Origin of the sequence: Cellulomonas sp. ATA003, from assembly GCF_031582905.1 — a bacterium.
Taxonomy (GTDB): Bacteria; Actinomycetota; Actinomycetes; order Actinomycetales; family Cellulomonadaceae; genus Pengzhenrongella.
On the sequence record NZ_CP133990.1, the window covers coordinates 2,971,237 to 2,990,047 of the forward strand.

The window sequence follows — 18,811 nt, forward strand, 5'->3', positions numbered from 1 at the left end:
CGCGCTCACGCGCCGGCCGCGGCGAGCCGTGCGGCCTCGTCGGCCTCGATCGCCGAGCGCACGACCGCGTCCAGGTCGCCGTCGAGCACGGTGTCGAGGTTGTACGCCTTGTAGCCGGTGCGGTGGTCCGCGATGCGGTTCTCGGGATAGTTGTACGTCCGGATCCGCTCCGAGCGGTCGACGGTGCGCACCTGCGACCGGCGCGCCTCGGACGCCGCGGCCGACGCCGCCTCGGCCTGGGCCGCGAGCAGCCGCGCCCGCAGCACGCGCATGGCCTGCTCGCGGTTCTGCAGCTGGCTCTTCTCGTTCTGCATCGACACGACGATCCCGGTCGGCACGTGCGTGATGCGCACGGCGGAGTCCGTCGTGTTGACCGACTGCCCCCCGGCCCGGACGACCGGTAGACGTCGATCCGCAGGTCGCTGGGGTCGATGGCGACCTCGCCGGGGTCGTCCACCTCGGGGAAGACCATCACCCCGGCGGCCGAGGTGTGGATGCGGCCCTGGGACTCGGTGACCGGCACGCGCTGGACGCGGTGCACCCCGCCCTCGTACTTCAGGCTGGCCCACACACCGTCGGCGGCGTCGGTCAGGCTGCCGCGGACCTTGATCGCGACCTGGACGTCCTTGTAGCCGCCGAGGTCCGACTCCGTGGCGGCGATCAGTTCGGTCCGCCAGCCGCGACGCTCGGCGTACCGCAGGTACATCCGCAGCAGGTCGCCGGCGAACAGCGCGGACTCCTCGCCGCCCTCCCCCGCCTTGATCTCGAGGATGACGTCGCGGGCGTCGTCGGGGTCGCGCGGGATGAGGACGCGGCGCAGCCGCTCGGCGGCGACCTCCGCCTCCTGCCGCAGCGCGGGCAGCTCCGCGGTGTAGGCGTCGTCGAGCTCGGCGATCTCGGTGGCGTCGGCGAGGTCGGTGGTCGCCTGCTCCCACCCGCGGTAGGCGCCGACGACCTGGTTGAGCTCGGCGTACCGGCGCCCGAGCAGGCGGGCCCGGCCGGCGTCGGCGTGCACGGACGGGTCGGCGAGCTGCTGCTCGATGTCGGCGTGCTCGGCGAGCAACGGCTCGACGGAGGCGAAGGCCTCGCTCATGGGTGACCCTTCAGGCGCTCTCGGTGCGGCGGCGTCGTCCGGCGCACCGGAGTGGGCACGGACACGTGGGCAGAGACACGAACGCCGGTGGCCACCGCGCCGCCATGGAGGGCGACTGCGGGGACCACCGGCGTCGGGGGCCTTACTCGGCTGCGGGCGCCGCGGCCTTCTTGCCGTAGCGAGCCTCGAAGCGAGCCACGCGGCCACCGGTGTCGAGGATCTTCTGCTTGCCCGTGTAGAACGGGTGGCAGGCGCTGCACACGTCAGCGCGGATCTCGCCGGACGTCTGGGTCGAGCGCGTGGTGAACGTGTTCCCGCAGGTGCAGGTCACGGTCGTCTCCACGTAGGACGGGTGGATGTCCTTCTTCACGATGTGTCTCCTTGGGGTTCGTCCCCGGGTCGCGGGCACGGCGTGCTCCACGTGAACCGGTGACCGGCCGAACAGTGTGCCAGAACGCTGGGTCCCGGCGAAATCATCCCGCTAGTCGCTGCCGTGGCCCGGGGCGCTCGGCGTCGTCTTCTGCACCTGCAGCAGGAACTCGACGTTCGAGTGGGTCTCGCGCAGCTTGTTCAGCAGCAGCTCGATCGCCTGCTGCTGGTCGAGCGCGCTCATCACCCGGCGCAGCTTCCAGTTGATCTTCAGCTCGTCGGCCGGGACCAGGATCTCCTCGCGGCGCGTGCCGGACGCGTCGACGTCCACCGCCGGGAAGATGCGCTTGTCCGCGAGGTTCCGGGAGAGCTTGAGCTCCATGTTCCCGGTGCCCTTGAACTCCTCGAAGATGACCTCGTCGGCCTTGGAGCCCGTCTCGACCAGCGCCGTGGCAAGGATGGTCAGCGAGCCGCCGTTCTCGATGTTGCGCGCCGCACCGAAGAACCTCTTCGGCGGGTACAGCGCGCTCGAGTCGACGCCACCGGACAGGATGCGGCCCGACGCCGGCGCCGCGATGTTGTACGCGCGGCCCAGCCGGGTGATCGAGTCCAGGAGCACGACGACGTCCTGCCCCAGCTCGACCAGCCGCTTGGCGCGCTCGATCGCGAGCTCGGCCACGGTGGTGTGGTCGTCGGCGGGCCGGTCGAAGGTCGACGCGATGACCTCGCCCTTGACCGTCCGCTGCATGTCCGTGACCTCCTCGGGGCGCTCGTCGACGAGCACGACCATGAGGTGGACCTCGGGGTTGTTCGTGGTGATCGCGTTCGCGATCGCCTGGAGCACGAGCGTCTTGCCGGCCTTGGGCGGCGACACGATGAGCCCGCGCTGACCCTTGCCGATCGGCGCGACCAGGTCGATCACCCGGGTCGTGAGGATGTTCGGCTGGGTCTCCAGGCGCAGGCGGTCCTGCGGGTACAGCGGCGTCAGCTTGCCGAACTCGGGGCGCTGACGCGCTTGGTCCGGGTTCATGCCGTTGACCGTGTCCAGGCGCACGAGGGCGTTGAACCTGCTGTTGCGCCCCTGGGGCTGCGGCGTCTCCCCGTCGCGCGGCTGGCGGACGGCGCCGGTGACGGCGTCGCCCTTGCGCAGCCCGGCCTTCTTGACCTGGCCCATCGTCACGTAGACGTCGCTGTCACCGGGCAGGTAGCCCGTGGTGCGCACGAAGCCGTAGTTGTCCTTGATGTCGAGGATCCCGGCGACGGGCAGCAGGACGTCGTCGTCGCTGACCTCGACCTCGTCGAGGCCGGCCAGGTCGCCGGGTTGACGCTGACCACGTCCGCGCTTGGTGCGGTCGCGGTCGCGGTAGCGGTCCCGGTTGCGGCGCCGGCGGCCGCCGCGCTCGTCGTCGTCGCCGTCGAGGAACTGACCGCCCTGCTGGGTCGACTGGCCCTGCTGGCCCTGCTGGTTCGTCTGACCGGGCTGGTCGGGCTGGTTCGGCTGGTCGTTCTGGCCCTGGCGGCCGCGCGGGCCCTGCCCGTTCTGCGTCCCCCGGCCCTGCTCGTCCCGACGTGCGGAGGCGTCGTCGGACTGGCCGACGTCGCCACGGCCCGGCGCGTCGCCCTCGGTACGCGCCGGCCCGCGGTCGCGGCCGGAGCGGCGCGAGCCGCGCTCGGAGCGGTCGCCGGTGACGGACCCGACGGCCTCCGCCGCACGCGCGGCACGGTCGTCCCGGCCGGCGTCGCGGCGCTCGTCGGCGGGCAGCGGGAGCTCGATGTCGATGCGCGGCAGTCGCTCGTCGGAGACGGCGCGCTGCGGGCGGAACTGCGCCGCGGGCGGGAGCTCGACGGTGCGCTCGGGCCGGTCGGCGCGGTTGGTGATGTCGGCGCGGTCGCTGTGGTCAGCGCGGTCGCTGCGGTCGGCGCGCTCGCTGCGGTCAGCGCGGTCGCTGCGGTCAGCAGAGTCGGCGCGGTCGGTGGTGTCGGCGGGCTCGGGCCGGTCCATGCCCTCGGACCGGTCGGTGCGACCGGCACGGTCACCACGCTCGACGCGGTCCGGGCGGTCCGCACCCACGGGACGGTCGGTCCCCTCGTCAGCGCTCTCCGTGCGCTGCGCACGGCGCGCGACCTGCTGCTGCGTGCCGGCCGGGGCGTCCTCGCCCGCGGGCCGTGCGGCACGGGCGCCGTCGCCCCCGCCACGCTTGGCCCTGATCGCGTCCAGCAGGTCGCTCTTGCGCATCCTGGACGTCCCGGTCACGCCGAGCTGCGAGGCGAGCGCCTGCAGCTCCGGCAGGCGCATCGCGGAGATCGCGCCGCCCCGGGTGGAGCCACCGGCGGCTGCTGCGTCCTGCGCAGCGCCGCTCACGGTGGCGTCGATGGTGTCAGTCACGAAGGATCCTTCCCCCTCGTCGGCGGCCGGCTCTCTGGGGGGGCGGCCGCATGTCGACGTCCGGCGCCAGACGGCCGGACGTTGCCTCAGCCCACTGCCGACGGCGTACGACGACGTCAGGTGATGTGGGGCTGATGAGCCTCCGGTCCGGCACGCTGCGGCCTGCGCAGCACATGAGAGCCGAGGTCCTGGGGGCTCTTCCACTCTAACACCGCGGCCCCCGCCGCCATGCCCGACGTGCACATTCACCCGTCCGGGGCGGCGCCTCTGCGCAGGACGCGCTCGACCGTCGCACCGTCCCGGTCGAGCCCGGGCACGAGGGTGTGCCAGCGACTCGTCGTACCGCTCAGCACGTCGCGCACCGCGTCGTCGGCGTCGGTCGCGCCGTCCCCCGCCGCCCTCGCCAGCACGAGCACCGTCGGCCCTGCTCCGGAGACGACCGCGGCGACCCCGCGCGCCCGCAGGGCTCCGACGAGGTCGAGGCTGTCGGGCATCGCCGGCGTGCGGTACGCCTGGTGCAGCCGGTCCTCCGTGGCTGCGAGCAGGAGGTCGGGGCGCTCGCCGAGCGCGTGGACGAGCAGGGCGGCGCGTCCGGCGGCGAACGCGGCGTCCCCGTGGGGGACCGTCGCCGGCAGCAGCCCGCGCGCGGTCGAGGTCGCGAGCCGTATCTCGGGGATCAGCACGACGGGCGCCAGGTCGGCGTGCGTGGGCACCCGCACAGCGCGGGCACCGGACGGCTCGCACCAGGCGACGGTCGCGCCCCCGCACCGCCGGAGCGGCGTTGTCAGGGTGGCCCTCGATGTCGGTCGCGAGGCGCAGGACGACGTCGTCGTCCAGCAGGGTGGGATCGGCGAGGAGGCCGCGGGCGGCGAGCAGCCCGGCGACGACGGCGCCCGCGGACGAGCCCATCCCGCGACCGTGCGGGATGCGGTTGGTGCACACGAGGTGCAGACCGGGCTGCGGCGCGCCGACGTGGTCGAGTGCGAGCCGCAGCGCGCGGACGACGAGGTGCGCCTCGCCGTCGGGCACCTCGCCCGCCCCCTCGCCGGTGACCTCCACGACGGTGCCGGGCTCGCCGAGGCGGCGGACCTCGACCTCGTCGTGCACCCCGAGCGCGAGCCCGAGCGCGTCGAAACCCGGACCGAGGTTCGCACTGGTCGCCGGGACGCGGACCCGGACGTGGTCGGCGCCGAGCGGGGTCACGGCGCCCGGCGTGCGGGCCACCACGGTCAGGAGAGCTCGAGCGCGTCGGCGATCGACACGACGTCGGCGCCCACCCGCACCGGGACGATCTCGTCGCCGTCGGCGGTACGCAGCGCCCACTGCGGGTCCTTGAGGCCGTGCCCCGTGACCGTGACGACGATGCGCGCGCCGGCCGGGACGCGCCCTGCTCGGCGAGCATGAGGATCCCCGCGACGCCGGCCGCCGACGCGGGCTCGACGAACACGCCGCACTCGCTGGACAGCACGCGGTGCGCGGCGAGGATCTGGTCGTCGGTGACGGACTCGATGAGACCGCCGGAGGTGTCGCGCGCCGCGGTGGCCTGCTCCCAGGACGCGGGGTTGCCGATCCGGATGGCGGTGGCGATGGTCTCGGGGTGCGTGACCGGGTGACCGGCGACGATGGGTGCGGCGCCGGCGGCCTGGAACCCCACATCGCCGGGGTCCGGGTGGCGGGGCCGTCGGCGGCGTACTCGGTGTAGCCCTTCCAGTACGCGGTGATGTTGCCCGCGTTGCCGACCGGGAGGACGTGGATGTCGGGGGCGTCCCCGAGCGCGTCGACGACCTCGAACGCGCCGGTCTTCTGGCCCTGGATGCGGTCGGGGTTGACCGAGTTCACCAGCTCGACGCCGTAGGCGTCGGCGAGCTTGCGCGCCGCGACGAGGCAGTCGTCGAAGTTGCCGTCCACCTGCAGCAGGCGTGCGCCGTGCGCGATCGCCTGGCTGAGCTTGCCCATCGCGATCTTGCCGTCCGGCACGAGGACCGCGCAGAGCATCCCGGCGGCGGTCGCGTACGCCGCGGCCGACGCCGAGGTGTTGCCGGTCGACGCGCAGACGACGACCTTCGCCCCGCGGGCGGCGGCTGCCGAGATCGCGGTCGTCATGCCGCGGTCCTTGAAGGACCCGGTCGGGTTCATGCCCTCGACCTTGAGGTGCACGTCGGCCCCGGTGCGCTCCGACAGCGCGCGCGCCGGGACGAGCGGCGTGCCGCCCTCCCCCAGCGTCACGACGGTCCGGGTCAGGTGCTCGGGCAGGCGGTCGGCGTACTCGGCGATCACGCCACGCCACTGGTGGGCCATCAGCTTCCTTCGACTCGCAGGACGGACCGGACGGACAGCACCGCGTCGAGCGTGCCGACGGCCTCGACCGTGGCGGCGAGCGCGGCGTCGGTGGCGGTGTGCGTGGTGATGACGAGGTGCGCCACCGGGTCGGCGACCTCGGCGGTCGCGGTCGCGGTCACGGCCGCGGGTGCCGCGGGCGCCTGCGACTGGCGAACGGCCTCGATGGACACGCCGTGGTCGGCCAGGGCGGCGGCGACCTGGGCGAGCACCCCCGGACGGTCGACGACGTCGACGCGCACCTGGTAACGCGTCATCGCGGCGGACGCCGGCAGCACGGGCAGGTCGGCGTAGCTGGACTCGACCGGTCCCCGTCCGCCGAGCACCCGATTGCGCGCGGCCGACACGACGTCACCGAGAACCGCGGACGCCGTCGGCGCCCCGCCCGCCCCGCGCCCGTAGAACATGAGCTCCCCCGCCGACTCCGCCTCGACGAACACGGCGTTGAACGCGCCGCGCACGCCCGCGAGCGGGTGGCTGACCGGCACGAGCGCGGGGTGCACACGCACCGAGACGCCGTCGTCGGTGCGCTCGGCGATCGCGAGCAGCTTGACGACGTGGCCGGTGCTCGCCGCCCAGGCGACGTCCTCGGCGGTCACGCCGGTGATGCCCTCGCGGTGCACGTCCTCGAGCGGGACCCGGATGTGGAAGGCGAGCGACGCGAGGATCGCGGCCTTGGCGGCGGCGTCGTACCCCTCGACGTCGGCGGTCGGGTCCGCCTCGGCGTACCCGAGCCCCTGCGCCTGCGCGACGGCCTCGGCGAACCCGAGGTGCTCGGTCGCCATCTGGTCCAGGACGTAGTTCGTCGTGCCGTTGACGATGCCGACGATGCGCTGCACCCGGTCCCCGGCGAGAGACTCGCGCACCGGCCGGACGATCGGGATGGCTCCGGCGACGGCGGCCTCGAAGTAGACGTCGACCCCGGCGGCGTCGGCCGCCGCGTACAGGCTCGGGCCGTCCGCGGCGAGCAGGGCCTTGTTGGCGGTGACCACGGAGGCGCCGGCCGCGATCGCGCGGAGCAGCAGCGCACGCGGCGGCTCGAGCCCGCCGATGACCTCCACGACGATGTCCGCCCGGTCGACGAGCGACTCGGCATCGGTCGTCAGGAGCGCGGGGTCGATTCCGTCCCGCGGCGCGTCGACGTCGCGGACGGCGATGCCCACGAGCTCGAGCGGGGCACCGACGCGGGCGGCGAGGTCGTCGGCCTGCTCGCGCAGCAGCCGGGCGACCTGGGTGCCGACCACGCCGCACCCGAGCAGTGCGATCCGCAGAGCGGGGGCTGGCACGGTGGTGAACCTCCAGGTCAAGGGTCCGGCGACGATCGGTCGGCGGCTAGGACGTCGGACGGTGGAACGGGCCGCCGGGCCATCCGTGGGGAACGTCCTCGGTGGTCGTCCACGGTGGTCGTCCTCGGACGTCCGCGGTGGACGTCCCGCGCCTGGGCGATCCTCCCGGCGCGGTCCACTCCCTCGGCCCGGCGTCTCACCATACGGGTGGTGGCCCGGGCAAGGCCGTCGCGACTCATGGCCCCCGGCCCACCGTCGGGGTCGGCGTCGGCGTCGGCGTCGGCGTGGGCGTCGGCGTCGTGGCTGGGGCCGGGGCCGGGGCCGGGGCCGGGGCCGGCGTCGGCGTCGGCGCGACGAGCCTCCCCGATCGTTCGCGGAACCCGTAGGTCGCCTGGTCCACGACGGTGCGCCTGTCCCGCCGTCGGTGCGGCACCTCCGCTGCGGCGCCCGGGGACACCGGATGCCGGGCGCCCGGTGGATCGGCATGTCGGGTGATCACGAGGTCGCGCCGATGCACCTCGTGGTGGTGGAAGCTGCACAGGAGAGCGCCGTTCGCGACACTGGTCAGCCCACCATCGCGTTCCCACCAGTCGATGTGGTGGATCTGGCACCACCGGGCGTGCATGTGGCAGCCGGGCCAGACGCACTCCTGGTCGCGGGCGATGACGGCCCGTCGCTGCTCGCCGCTGAAGAGACGTTGCGTGCGGCCCAGGTCGAGCGGGACGCCCTCAGCGTCGACGGCGATCCGGGTGATCGCGCAGTCGCACATCGCCACCGCCAGCTCGCTCGCGGGGACCGGCGTCCGGTCTTCCAGCGTCGCGGGAGGGTACCCGTCCGTCGCAGCCGGCCTCGCGGGCTCAGCGGCGCCGGACCCGACGATCCCCACGTCCGGCGCGAGGTGGGCCGCTCGGTCGTCCCGTACGGAACGGGTCGCCGCACCGCCCGGCGACGCAGGAGCGTCTCCCACGAGCGACGACCGGAGATCACCCGTACCGGCACGCTGCTTCAGGGCGCGACCGCGGTTCCGATGCGCACGGGCGGCGACCCACGTCTCCGCCGGCACGATCAGCGACACGTGCGGCGGGACGTGTGCCCCCGGCTTGGTGCTTGCGGACCGCAGGACCGACTCCGCCATCGCGTCGAGCGCGTCGGCGCACCGCTGCCCCGGGTCGCGGTCGTCGTCCGCCGCCGGGCGCGGGGTCAGAGCCTCCAGGGCGAGCCGCACGCGGTGGCCCGCCATGCGGTCGAGCCGGCCCTTGACGAACGTCCCGCGGGGCGTGTCACTCAGGTGCAGGAATCGCTCACGCCGCTGCGCCTGGTGGTCGGCCTCGAGCGCGTCGGGATCCACCGTGGCAGCCCAGCGGGACACGGTCGTCGCGAACGCGGCCGCGTCTGTCCCTCGGGCGAGGTCGAGCAGCTGCTCCTGACCTGCCGCGGAGGACACCGCGGCCTGCTGGGCCGGGGTGCCGGTCGCCGCGATCCTGGCGACCGCCGCGGCGTGCTCGAGCCCGATGCTCCCGTCCACGACCGCCGCGGTGACCTCGGGGACGGCGGCGAGCCCCTCGGCCTGCCGGACCTGGGCCGCTGCGGCCCGCACTCCCGCTCGCCCCGTCCGGCCGCGCCAGGCCTCGAACGACGGGTCACCGCTGCGCTGCCACTCCCCGGCGTCACGCTCGGCGACGAGGACGGCCGCCCGGGCCGCCGCGAGCACGTCCGCGGCCCGATCCAGCCGATGCAGCACCGCCCGGCGGTCGACCCCGGACCACGTCGAGGCACCGGCGACGACCGTGGCCATGCGGAGGGACGCGCTCAGGACCTCCTCCGACGCGGCGAGCGAGGGCTCGCGCCGCGACGGGCCGACGGCGACAGCGGCATTGAGGGCGGCACAGCGGCCGGGTTCATCCGACGCCGTCTCGGCACCCGAGGGACCGGGCGACGTCGGCTCGACGTGGGCGCCGCGCGACTCCGTGATGGTCACCCTGCCCACCTCCCGCCTTCGAACGCCTGTTCGAAGTCTATCCGGGGACCCACACGCAGGCCGAGCGCGGAGAAGTTGTGGACGACGGCGAACGCCGCCGTTCCCCGCGAGAAGACAGCGTCCAGGGCGGGCGGGGAGACAGCGCCAAGGGCGACGGAAGAGCAGCGCCCAGTGCGGCGGAAGAGCAGCACCCACGGCGACGGAAGAGCAACGCCTAGTGCGGCGGAGCACCCGCCGCCCCACTCCTCACCCCAGGTCGAGCGCCAGCAGGTCGTCCTCGGTCTCCCGCCGCACCAGCACGCGCACCGCGCCGTCGCGCACCGCGAGCACCGGCGGCCGCGGGACGTGGTTGTAGTTGGACGCCATCGAGCGCCCGTAGGCCCCGGTGACCGGGACCGCGAGGAGGTCCCCCGGCGCGACGTCCGCGGACAGGGCGACGTCGTGCACCACGATGTCGCCGCTCTCGCAGTGCTTGCCGACCACGCGGGCCCGCACCGTCTCCGGCGACGCGACGCGGGACGCGACCGTCGCGGTGTAGTGCGCGCCGTACAGCGCCGGACGCAGGTTGTCACTCATGCCGCCGTCGACCGCCACGTAGGTGCGCGTGAAGGGGCCGTCGTCGCCGTCGACCGTCACGGGCTTGACGGTGCCCACGGTGTAGAGCGTGAACGTCGTCGGCCCGACGATCGCCCGACCGGGCTCGATCGAGATGCGCGGCACCGGTGTGGAGAGCTCGGCGCACACCGCGCCGACCGTCGTGGCGAGCCGCCCGGCGACGTCGCCGGGGTCGATCGCGCTCTCGCCGGGCAGGTACGCGACGCCGTAGCCGCCCCCGAGGTCGACCTCGGGCGCCAGGTACCCCGTCGCGGCGTGCAGGTCCGCGCGCAGGCGCAGCAGCGTCCGGGCCGCCTCCTCGAATCCGGCCGCGTCGAGGATCTGCGACCCGATGTGGGAGTGGATGCCGAGCAGCTCCAGCTCGGGCCGCTCGAGGACCGCGCGCAGGGCCTCCATCGCCGGGCCGCCGGCGACGGAGAGCCCGAACTTCTGGTCCTCGTGCGCGGTCGAGATGTACTCGTGGCCCCCGGCGTGCACGCCGGTGGTCACGCGGACCATCACCGGCGCGCGCCGACCGGTGCGCGCGGCGGCGTCGGCGATCCGGTCCACCTCGCCCCGCGAGTCGACGATGAGCCGACCGACGCCGGCCGCGAGCGCCCGCTCGATCTCGGCGTCGGCCTTGTTGTTCCCGTGCAGGCCGATGTCCGCGCCGGGGACGCCGGCGCGCAGCGCGACGGCGAGCTCGCCGCCGGTCGAGGTGTCGACGCGCAGACCCTCCTCGTGCGCCCAGCGGGCGACGGCGACCGACAGGAACGCCTTGCCCGCGTAGTAGACGTCCACGCCGACCCCCAGCGGCGCGAACGCGGCGGTGAACGCCTCGCGATAGGTGCGGGCACGCGCCCGGAAGTCGGCCTCGTCGAGGACGTACGCGGGCGTGCCGTGCTCGCGGGCGAGGTCGCGGACGTCGACGCCGGCCGCAGTCAGGGCGCCGTCGGGCCCGCGCCGGACGCCGGACGCCCACACCTGCGGGTCGAGGTCGCCGGCCTGCCCCGGGGCGACGCCGTCGGGCACCGCGACCGCGACGCCCTCGGTGACGTCCTGCCGCCCGACGCCGGCGCTCACATGCGCTCCGGCGCGCTCACGCCCAGCAGGTCCAGGCCGTTGGCCAGCACCTGGCGCGTTGCGTCGTTGAGCCACAGGCGGGTGCGGTGCACGTCCGAGACCGCCTCGTCGCCGAACGGCGTCACCCGCCGCTGGTCGTACCACTTGTGGTAGGCCGAGGCGAGCTCCTCGAGGTACCGCGCGACCCGGTGCGGCTCCCGCAGCTCGGCGGCCTGCGCGATCACGCGGGGCAGCTCGGCGAGCGAGCCGAGCAGGACCGTCTCGCTCGGGTGGTCGAGCAGCGACGGGTCGAAGCCGTCCGCGCGGTGCACCCCGGAGTCGGCGGCGTTCCGCGCGACGTTCACGGTGCGGGCGTGGGCGTACTGGACGTAGAAGACGGGGTTCTCGTTGGTCGCCGTCGTCAGCAGGTCGAGGTCGATGTCGAGCGAGGAGTTCGCCGCGGACCGCGCCAGGGAGTAGCGCGCCGCGTCGACCCCGACGGCGTCCACGAGGTCGTCGATGGTGACGATCGTGCCGGCGCGCTTGGACATCCGGACCGGCTCGCCGTCCTTGACCAGGTTCACCATCTGGCCGATGAGGATCTCGAGGTTGACGCCCGGGGTGTCACCGAAGGCCGCGCACATCGCCATCATCCGGCCGATGTACCCGTGGTGGTCGGCGCCGAGCATGATGATGACGCGGTCGAAGCCCCGCTCGCGCTTGTCGAGGTAGTAGGCGAGGTCGCCCGAGATGTAGGCCGCCTCGCCGTCGGACTTGATGACCACGCGGTCCTTGTCGTCGCCGAACGCCGTCGTGCGCAGCCACGTCGCGCCGTCGGCCTCGAACACGTGGCCGAGCTCGCGCAGCCGGGAGACGGCGCGGTCCACCGCGCCGGACTCGTGCAGGTGGTCCTCGTGGAAGTAGACGTCGAACTCCACGCGGAAGTCGTGGAGCTTCGCCTTGATCTCACCGAACATGAGGTCGACACCGACGGCGCGGAAGATCTCCTGGGCCTCGTCGTCGGGCAGCGTCAGCGGGTCGGGCTCGCCGGTCTCCCGGCGCCGGGCGAGCACCTGGTCGGCGATGTCGGAGATGTACTGGCCGCCGTAGCCGTCCTCGGGCGCCTCCTCGCCGCGGGCGCGGGCGAGGAGCGACCGTGCGAACCGGTCGATCTGCGCGCCGTGGTCGTTGAAGTAGTACTCGCGGGTCACCTCGGCGCCGGCCGCGCCGAGCACGCGCGCGAGCGAGTCGCCGACGGCGGCCCAGCGCACACCACCGATGTGGATCGGTCCGGTCGGGTTGGCCGAGACGAACTCGAGGTTGATGTTCTGACCGGTGAGCGCCTGCGAGCGCCCGTAGGCCGACCCGGCCTCGACGATCGCCCGGGCGAGCCCGCCGGCCGCGGCGGTGTCGAGCGTGATGTTGAGGAACCCGGGGCCGGCGACGTCGACCGCGCCGATGCCCGGCACACCGGACAGACGTCGGGCGAGCTCCTCGGCGAACGCGCGCGGGTTCGTGCCGGCCTTCTTGCCCAGCTGCATCGCGATGTTGGTCGCCCAGTCGCCGTGCTCGCGCTGGCGCGGCCGCTCCACGTGCACGACGGCGGGGATCGCCGCGGCGTCGAGGGCGAAGGTGCCGTCGTCGACGGCGGCGGTCAGGGCAGCACGGAGGGCCTCGGAGAGCTCGGCGGGGGTCACCCCTCCAGGTTACCGAGTGGGCGCCTCGTCGCCGGACGCGCCGTCCGTCGCCCCGCCGCCGTCAGCACCACCGCCACCCCACCGGTCCTCGAGCATCGTCGGGCGGCAGGCGACGATCGCGACCAGCGCGAGGACGACCACGGTCACCAGGAGCACCGCGAACACCGGCGTCCAGGTGCCGGTGCGCTCGTACAGCACGCCCGCGAGAACAGGCCCCGGGATCGACACGGTGTACCCGACTCCCTGCACGAACCCCGACAGGGAGGTCGACCCCGCGGACGTCCGCGTCCGGAGGTTGATGAGCGCGAGCACCATCGGGAAGGTCCCGGGGCGAGCCCGATGAGCACCATCCACACCGCCGTCCCCTCCGCCGGGGACAGCATGAGCCCGGCGTACCCGGCGACGAAGCACGCCGCGAGCGCGAGCACGACCGGGTACGGGTTGCGCATCCGCGCGGCGATCAGCGGGCCGGCGAAGGAGAACGGCAGCCCGAGGATCGCGAAGAGCCCGAGCCAGCGACCGCCGACGTCCGTGCCGAGCCCGGCGTCGGCGAGCATCTGCGGCAGCCACGCGAACATCACGTAGGTGTTGAGGGAGTTCATGCCGAACGTGAGCGCCATGCCCCAGGCGAGCGACGTCCGCCACACCCGCCCCTGCGCCCGGTGCCGCGACGCGAGCCCGGTCGTCCCGGACGGCGCGCGGGCCAGGATGCCGCGCAGTCCCGCGCGGGCGGCGCTCGACCGGGCGATCACCACGCACCACGGGATGACGGCGAGGAAGCCGATCAGCGCCCACGAGGCGATCGACACCCGCCACCCCAGCTCGCGGGCGAGCGGTGCGGCCAGCACCGGTGGCACGGACGTGCTCACGGCCATCGCCATCGAGTACGCCGCGGTGACCGGGCCGATGCGGTCCGGGAAGTACCGCTTGACCAGCGGCGGGAGCAGCACGTTGCCCATCCCCATGCCCGCGAGCGCGATCATGGACCAGGCCAGGAACGGCACCGGCGTGCCGACCAGCGACCGCGCGATCTCCCCCGCACCGGAGAGCACGAGCGCCGCGACCAGGGTCGGCTCCAGCCCGAAGCGACGCGCGACGAGCGGCGCGACGGACCCGAACACCGCGAACGACGCCAGCGGGATCGCGCCGAGCACCCCGGCGAGCGTCTCGGTGAGGGCGACGTCGGCCCGGACGGCGTCGAGGATGGGCGACACCGCCGCGACCGCGATCCGCAGGTTCAGCGCCACGAGCACGATGCCCGCCAGCACCACCCACCGCCCGCGCCACGGCGCGGTGGGGGCTGACGCAGGCATGGGGACCGATTCTGCTCGTGGTGCCACCCGCGAGGTGCGGGGGCACGGGCGGCGCGGCACGCGGTCCGTGGCCGGGTCCGGTCGGCGCGGGACCGTGGCCGCGTCCACGCGCGGGCGGGGTCTGCGGCGCGATGACCGCGCCCTCGAGCGTAGACGCCCCGCCGACGACGGCGACCGTGCGCGGGCGGCGCTCCTCGGTCGCCGTCCGGGTGCGGTAGTGTCTGGGGCCGTGCCGTTCTGCGGCACCCCGCCCGCGTAGCTCAGTGGATAGAGCGTCTGCCTCCGGAGCAGAAGGTCGAAGGTTCGAGTCCTTTCGCGGGCACCCAGAGGTTCACCCTCCGCAGCACTGCCGACCCCCGGCATCCCCTCCCCTCCGTCGGATCCGCGCGCGTGCGCGGCGAGCGGTCACGTCGCCGCGCCGCACCCGGGTGAGAGGATCCGCGGGTGCTGGTGACGATGACGACCGAAGCCCCGGACGCGAGCGACCTCGGCTACCTCCTGCACAAGCACCCCGGCAGGGTGCAGGCGTTCGAGCAGTCGTTCGGCGTCGCGCACGTCTTCTACCCCGAGGCGACGGACGAGCGGTGCACGGTCGCGCTCCTGCTCGAGGTCGACCCGATCGCCCTGGTCCGCGGCAAGGGCCGCGGCGCGTCGCGGGACGTCGCGTTCAGCCTCGCCCAGTACGTCAACGACCGGCCCTACGCGGCGTCGTCGATGCTCGCCGTTGCGCTCGGGAAGGTGTTCCGCACCGCGATGGCGGGCCGCTGCGACGCGCGACCGGACCTGCCGGAGCGCGCGTGGGACCTGTCGGTCCACGTCCCCGCCGTGCCCTGCCGCGGCGGGGTCGACGCAGCCGTCCGGCTCTTCGCACCGCTGGGGTGGGACGTCGACGCACGGGCGGTGCCGCTCGACCCGGCCGTCCCGGCCTGGGGTGACTCCCGGTACGTGGACCTGCGCCTCACCGGCACGCTGCGCGTCGCCGACGCGCTGAGCCACCTGTACGTCCTGCTCCCGACGCTCGACGCGGCGAAGCACTACTGGGTCGGCTCGGACGAGGTCGAGAAGCTCGTGCGCGCGGGGGCCGGGTGGCTCGCCGCCCACCCCGCCCGGGACGAGATCGCCCACCGGTACCTCGCCCACCGGCACGGCCTCGCGGCGTCGGCGGTCGCGCGGCTCGCGGAGGTCGACGACACCCCGCCGCTCGCCTTCGACCACGACGACGACGCCGCCGGCGACGCCGTGGTCGCCGACACCACGACGGCCGGCACCGCGGACGCCGGCACCCCGACGGCCGGCACCCCGGTCGCCGACACCCCGACCGAAGCCCTTCCGCTCGCCCGGCAGCGTGTCGACGCCGTCGTCGCCCAGCTGCGCGCGGTCGGCGCGCGGACCGTCGTCGACCTCGGCTGCGGGGAGGGCGCCCTGCTGGGCGCGTTGCTGGACGATCCGGCGTTCGAGCGTCTGCTCGGCGTGGACGTGTCCCACCGCGCGCTCGGCACCGCTGCACGCCGGCTCCACCTCGACACGCTGCCGGAGCGAGCGCGTGACCGCATCGAGCTCGCGCAGTCGTCCGTGACGTACACCGACGCGCGCGTCGCCGGCTTCGACGCCGCGGTGCTCATGGAGGTGATCGAGCACGTCGACCCCCGCGGCTGCCCGCGCTGGAGCGGGCGGTGCTGGGCGGCGCGGCGCCCGGGACCCTCGTCGTGACTACACCGAACGCCGAGCACAACGTGCGGTACCCCGCGCTCGAGGCGGGGACCATGCGCCACCACGACCACCGCTTCGAGTGGACCCGGGCGGAGCTGGCGACGTGGGCGCTGGCCGCAGCGCGACGGCACGGCTACGACGTCACGTTCTTCCCCGTGGGCGAGGTCGACCCGGAGGTCGGACCGCCGACCCAGATGGCGGTGTTCCGCCGCAGCGCCGACCCGGTCAGCGCACCGACCGGAGGCACCCGATGACCACGCTGACGATCCCGGCTCTCTCGCTCGTGGTGCTCGTCGGGGCCTCCGGCTCGGGCAAGTCCACCTTCGCCGCCCAGCACTTCGGGCCGTGGGAGACCCTCTCCTCGGACTTCTGCCGTGGCCTGGTCTCGAACGACCCCAACGCGCAGGACGCCACGACCGCCGCGTTCGACGTCCTGCACCACGTCGTGGCCACGCGGCTCGACGCCGGGCTGCTGACCGTCGTCGACGCGACGAATGTCCAGGCGGCCGCGCGCCGGTCCCTCGTCGACCTGGCGCGCGCGCACGACGTCCTGCCGGTCGCCATCGTGCTCGACGTCCCCGAGGACGTCTGCCTGCAGCGCAACACCGTCCGCACCGACCGGGACCTGCCGGCGCACGTCGTCCGGCGCCAGCGCGACCAGCTGCGCCGCTCGCTGCGGGGTCTCGGGCGGGAGGGGTTCCGCACGGTGCACGTCCTGGCGGGCACGGACAGCATCGACGCCGCCGTGATCGACCGGCAGCCGCTGCGCAGCGACCGCCGCGACGACCACGGGCCGTTCGACGTGATCGGTGACGTGCACGGCTGCCGCTCCGAGCTCGAGACGCTGCTCGACCGGCTCGGCTACCGCCTCGTCCGGGACCCCGAGGGCCGGCCGGTCGACGCCGCCCACCCCGACGGACGGCGCGCGCTGTTCCTCGGCGACCTCGTGGACCGCGGCCCCGACAGCCCCGGCGTCCTGCGACTGGTCATGGGCATGGTCGCCGCGGGTCACGCGCTCGCCGTCCCCGGCAACCACGAGAACAAGCTCGTCCGCGCGCTGGACGGGCGGACCGTCCAGGTCTCGCACGGCCTGGAGACCACCCTCGCCCAGCTGAGCGCCGAGCCGGACGACTTCCGGGCGGCGGTCCGCACCTTCTGCGACGGCCTGGTCGCGCACCTCGTGCTCGACGGCGGCGACCTCGTCGTCGCGCACGCCGGCCTCAAGGAGTCGTTCCACAACCGCGCGTCCGGGCGCGTGCGGTCCTTCGCGCTCTACGGCGACACGACCGGGGAGACCGACAGGTTCGGCCTGCCGGTGCGGCTCCCGTGGGCCGAGGAGTACCGCGGGCGCGCGACCGTGCTCTACGGGCACACCCCGACCCCCGTCCCGACCTGGGTCAACAACACGATGTGCCTCGACACCGGGTGCGTCTTCGGCGGGCACCTCACCGCGATGCGGTACCCGGAGCGGGAGGTCGTGCAGGTCCCGGCGGAGCAGGTCTGGTACGAGCCGGCACGCCCGTTCCCGACCGCGCCGGAGGGCTCCGCACCCCACGACGCCGCACCCCACGACGCCGCGTCCGGCGTCGCCACGGGCGCCGCCCGCCTGGACCCCGACGTCCTGGACGTCGCGGACGTGCTCGGCAAGCGGGTCGTCGAGACGAGCCGGCACGGTCGCATCACGATCGCCGAGGAGAACGCGGCCGGGGCGCTCGAGGTGATGAGCCGCTTCGCCGTCGACCCGCGGTGGCTGGTGTACCTGCCGCCCACGATGAGCCCCTGCGGCACCGCGCCCGACGGTGACCTGCTCGAGCACCCCGACCAGGCGTTCTCGGCGTACCGGGCCGAGGGCGTGGACGAGGTCGTGTGCGAGGAGAAGCACATGGGGTCGCGCGCCGTCGTGCTCGTGTGCCGCGACGCCGACGTCGCCGCGGCCCGCTTCGGCATGCCCGCGGGCACCACGGGCGCCGTGCACACCCGGACCGGGCGGCCGTTCTTCGACGCGCCCCGGACCGAGCAGCTGCTCGGCGTCGTGCGGGACGCGGCCACCGCGACCGGTCTGTGGGAGCGGCTCGGCCGGGACGGAGCGCCGGCGGGCTGGCTGCTCCTCGACTGCGAGCTCATGCCGTGGTCGGTGAAGGCCGAGGAGCTGCTGCGCAGCCAGTACGCCGCCGTCGGCGCGGCCGCGCGCTCGGCCCTCCCGCCCGCGGTCGCCGCCCTGGAGGCCGCCGCCGCGTCCGGGCTGCCGGTCGACGAGCTGCTCGGCCGGACGCGGTCCCGGCGCGGCAACGCGGAGGCGTTCGGCGCGGCGTACCGCCGCTACGTGTGGCCGACCGACGGGCTCGACGGCGTGCGCCTGGCCCCGTTCCAGGTGCTCGCCACCGACGCGGGGACCCTCGAGACGCGCGACCACCTGTGGCACCTCGGCGCAGCCGACGCACTGGTCGCCGCCGACCCCTCGGGGTGCTCACCACGACGCGTCGGCTCGTCGTCGACCTCGCCGACGACGCCTCGCGCGCCGCAGCCGTCGCGTGGTGGACGGGCCTGACCGCGGACGGCGGCGAGGGCATGGTCGTCAAGCCGCTCGCCAACGACCTGCGCGGCCCGAAGGGCCTCGTCCAGCCGGGCATCAAGGTCCGCGGCCGGGAGTACCTGCGGATCATCTACGGCCCCGACTACACCGAGCCGGCGAACCTGGAGCGGCTGCGGTCGCGGCACCTCGGGCGCAAGCGCGGCCTGGCTCTCCGCGAGTACGCGCTCGGCCTGGAGGCGCTGACCCGGTTCTGCGCCGGGGAGCCCCTGTGGCGCGTCCACGAGGCCGTCTTCGCGGTGCTCGCGCTCGAGTCCGAGGCCGTCGACCCGCGCCTGTGAGGCGTCGACACCAGGACCACCGGGACCTCGTCCCCGGGCTGTCGGACCGCCGGGCGGGACCCGCGCGGGTCCGGGACGGGCCCGGCCGGGCCGACCACCATGGCGTGTTGCTGCT

9 protein-coding genes, 1 tRNA gene and 5 pseudogenes are annotated in these 18,811 nt (G+C 74.7%); 3 read left to right on the forward strand and 12 right to left on the reverse strand.

Translation table 11 applies throughout. The features are described 5' to 3' along the window. Window positions 1-5: 5 nt before the first annotated feature. The 12 genes and pseudogenes from prfA to REH70_RS14900 form a co-directional block, all read right to left on the reverse strand. Window positions 6-1,093, reverse strand: a pseudogene (gene prfA, locus REH70_RS14845) (peptide chain release factor 1). A 142-nt stretch (window positions 1,094-1,235) separates the two neighbouring features. Next, a complete protein-coding gene (rpmE, locus tag REH70_RS14850; protein ID WP_310748436.1) occupies window positions 1,236-1,463 on the reverse strand; it encodes a 50S ribosomal protein L31 in 228 nt (75 codons plus the stop codon). 111 nt (window positions 1,464-1,574) lie between these two features. Next, window positions 1,575-3,848: a transcription termination factor Rho gene (rho, locus tag REH70_RS14855; protein WP_310754333.1), complete on the reverse strand. Its 2,274-nt coding sequence runs from the start codon at window positions 3,846-3,848 to the stop codon at window positions 1,575-1,577. A 245-nt stretch (window positions 3,849-4,093) separates the two neighbouring features. Further along, window positions 4,094-4,561 carry a hypothetical protein gene (locus REH70_RS14860; protein ID WP_310754471.1) on the reverse strand — a complete coding sequence of 156 codons (468 nt, stop codon included), beginning with the start codon at window positions 4,559-4,561 and terminating at the stop codon, window positions 4,094-4,096. Between the two features lie 106 nt (window positions 4,562-4,667). Then, window positions 4,668-4,757 (reverse strand): annotated as a pseudogene (locus tag REH70_RS14865) (hypothetical protein); the annotation flags it as partial. A gap of 526 nt (window positions 4,758-5,283) precedes the next feature. After that, a pseudogene (thrC, locus tag REH70_RS14870) lies at window positions 5,284-6,146 on the reverse strand (threonine synthase); the annotation flags it as partial. After that, window positions 6,146-7,471 carry a homoserine dehydrogenase gene (locus tag REH70_RS14875; protein WP_310748438.1) on the reverse strand — a complete coding sequence of 442 codons (1,326 nt, stop codon included), beginning with the start codon at window positions 7,469-7,471 and terminating at the stop codon, window positions 6,146-6,148. The pseudogene thrC and the gene REH70_RS14875, both read right to left, overlap by 1 nt. 235 nt (window positions 7,472-7,706) lie before the next feature. Then, window positions 7,707-9,449: a DUF222 domain-containing protein gene (locus REH70_RS14880; protein WP_310748440.1), complete on the reverse strand. Its 1,743-nt coding sequence runs from the start codon at window positions 9,447-9,449 to the stop codon at window positions 7,707-7,709. 246 nt (window positions 9,450-9,695) lie between these two features. After that, window positions 9,696-11,075: a diaminopimelate decarboxylase gene (lysA, locus tag REH70_RS14885; RefSeq protein ID WP_396134760.1), complete on the reverse strand. Its 1,380-nt coding sequence runs from the start codon at window positions 11,073-11,075 to the stop codon at window positions 9,696-9,698. 47 nt (window positions 11,076-11,122) lie between these two features. Then, a complete protein-coding gene (gene argS, locus REH70_RS14890) occupies window positions 11,123-12,802 on the reverse strand; it encodes an arginine--tRNA ligase (protein WP_310748442.1) in 1,680 nt (559 codons plus the stop codon). A 9-nt stretch (window positions 12,803-12,811) separates the two neighbouring features. Further along, window positions 12,812-13,000 (reverse strand): hypothetical protein, encoded by a 189-nt coding sequence (locus REH70_RS14895; RefSeq protein WP_310748444.1) that lies wholly within the window; start codon window positions 12,998-13,000, stop codon window positions 12,812-12,814. After that, the gene (locus REH70_RS14900) at window positions 12,946-14,115 is read right to left on the reverse strand and encodes an MFS transporter (protein WP_310748446.1); all 1,170 of its coding nucleotides are present in this window, start codon (window positions 14,113-14,115) and stop codon (window positions 12,946-12,948) included. Before REH70_RS14900 ends, REH70_RS14895 begins: the two co-directional genes overlap by 55 nt. Window positions 14,116-14,364: 249 nt before the next feature. On the opposite strand from REH70_RS14900, the gene REH70_RS14905 reads away from it, so the two are divergent. The 3 genes and pseudogenes from REH70_RS14905 to REH70_RS14920 all read left to right on the forward strand — a co-directional run bounded on the left by REH70_RS14905 (window position 14,365) and on the right by REH70_RS14920 (window position 18,696). Then, a tRNA-Arg gene (locus tag REH70_RS14905) sits at window positions 14,365-14,437 on the forward strand. A 122-nt stretch (window positions 14,438-14,559) separates the two neighbouring features. Further along, a pseudogene (locus REH70_RS14910) lies at window positions 14,560-16,079 on the forward strand (3' terminal RNA ribose 2'-O-methyltransferase Hen1). Beyond that, window positions 16,076-18,696 (forward strand): annotated as a pseudogene (locus REH70_RS14920) (polynucleotide kinase-phosphatase). Before REH70_RS14910 ends, REH70_RS14920 begins: the two co-directional pseudogenes overlap by 4 nt. The last annotated feature ends 115 nt before the right edge of the window (window positions 18,697-18,811 follow it).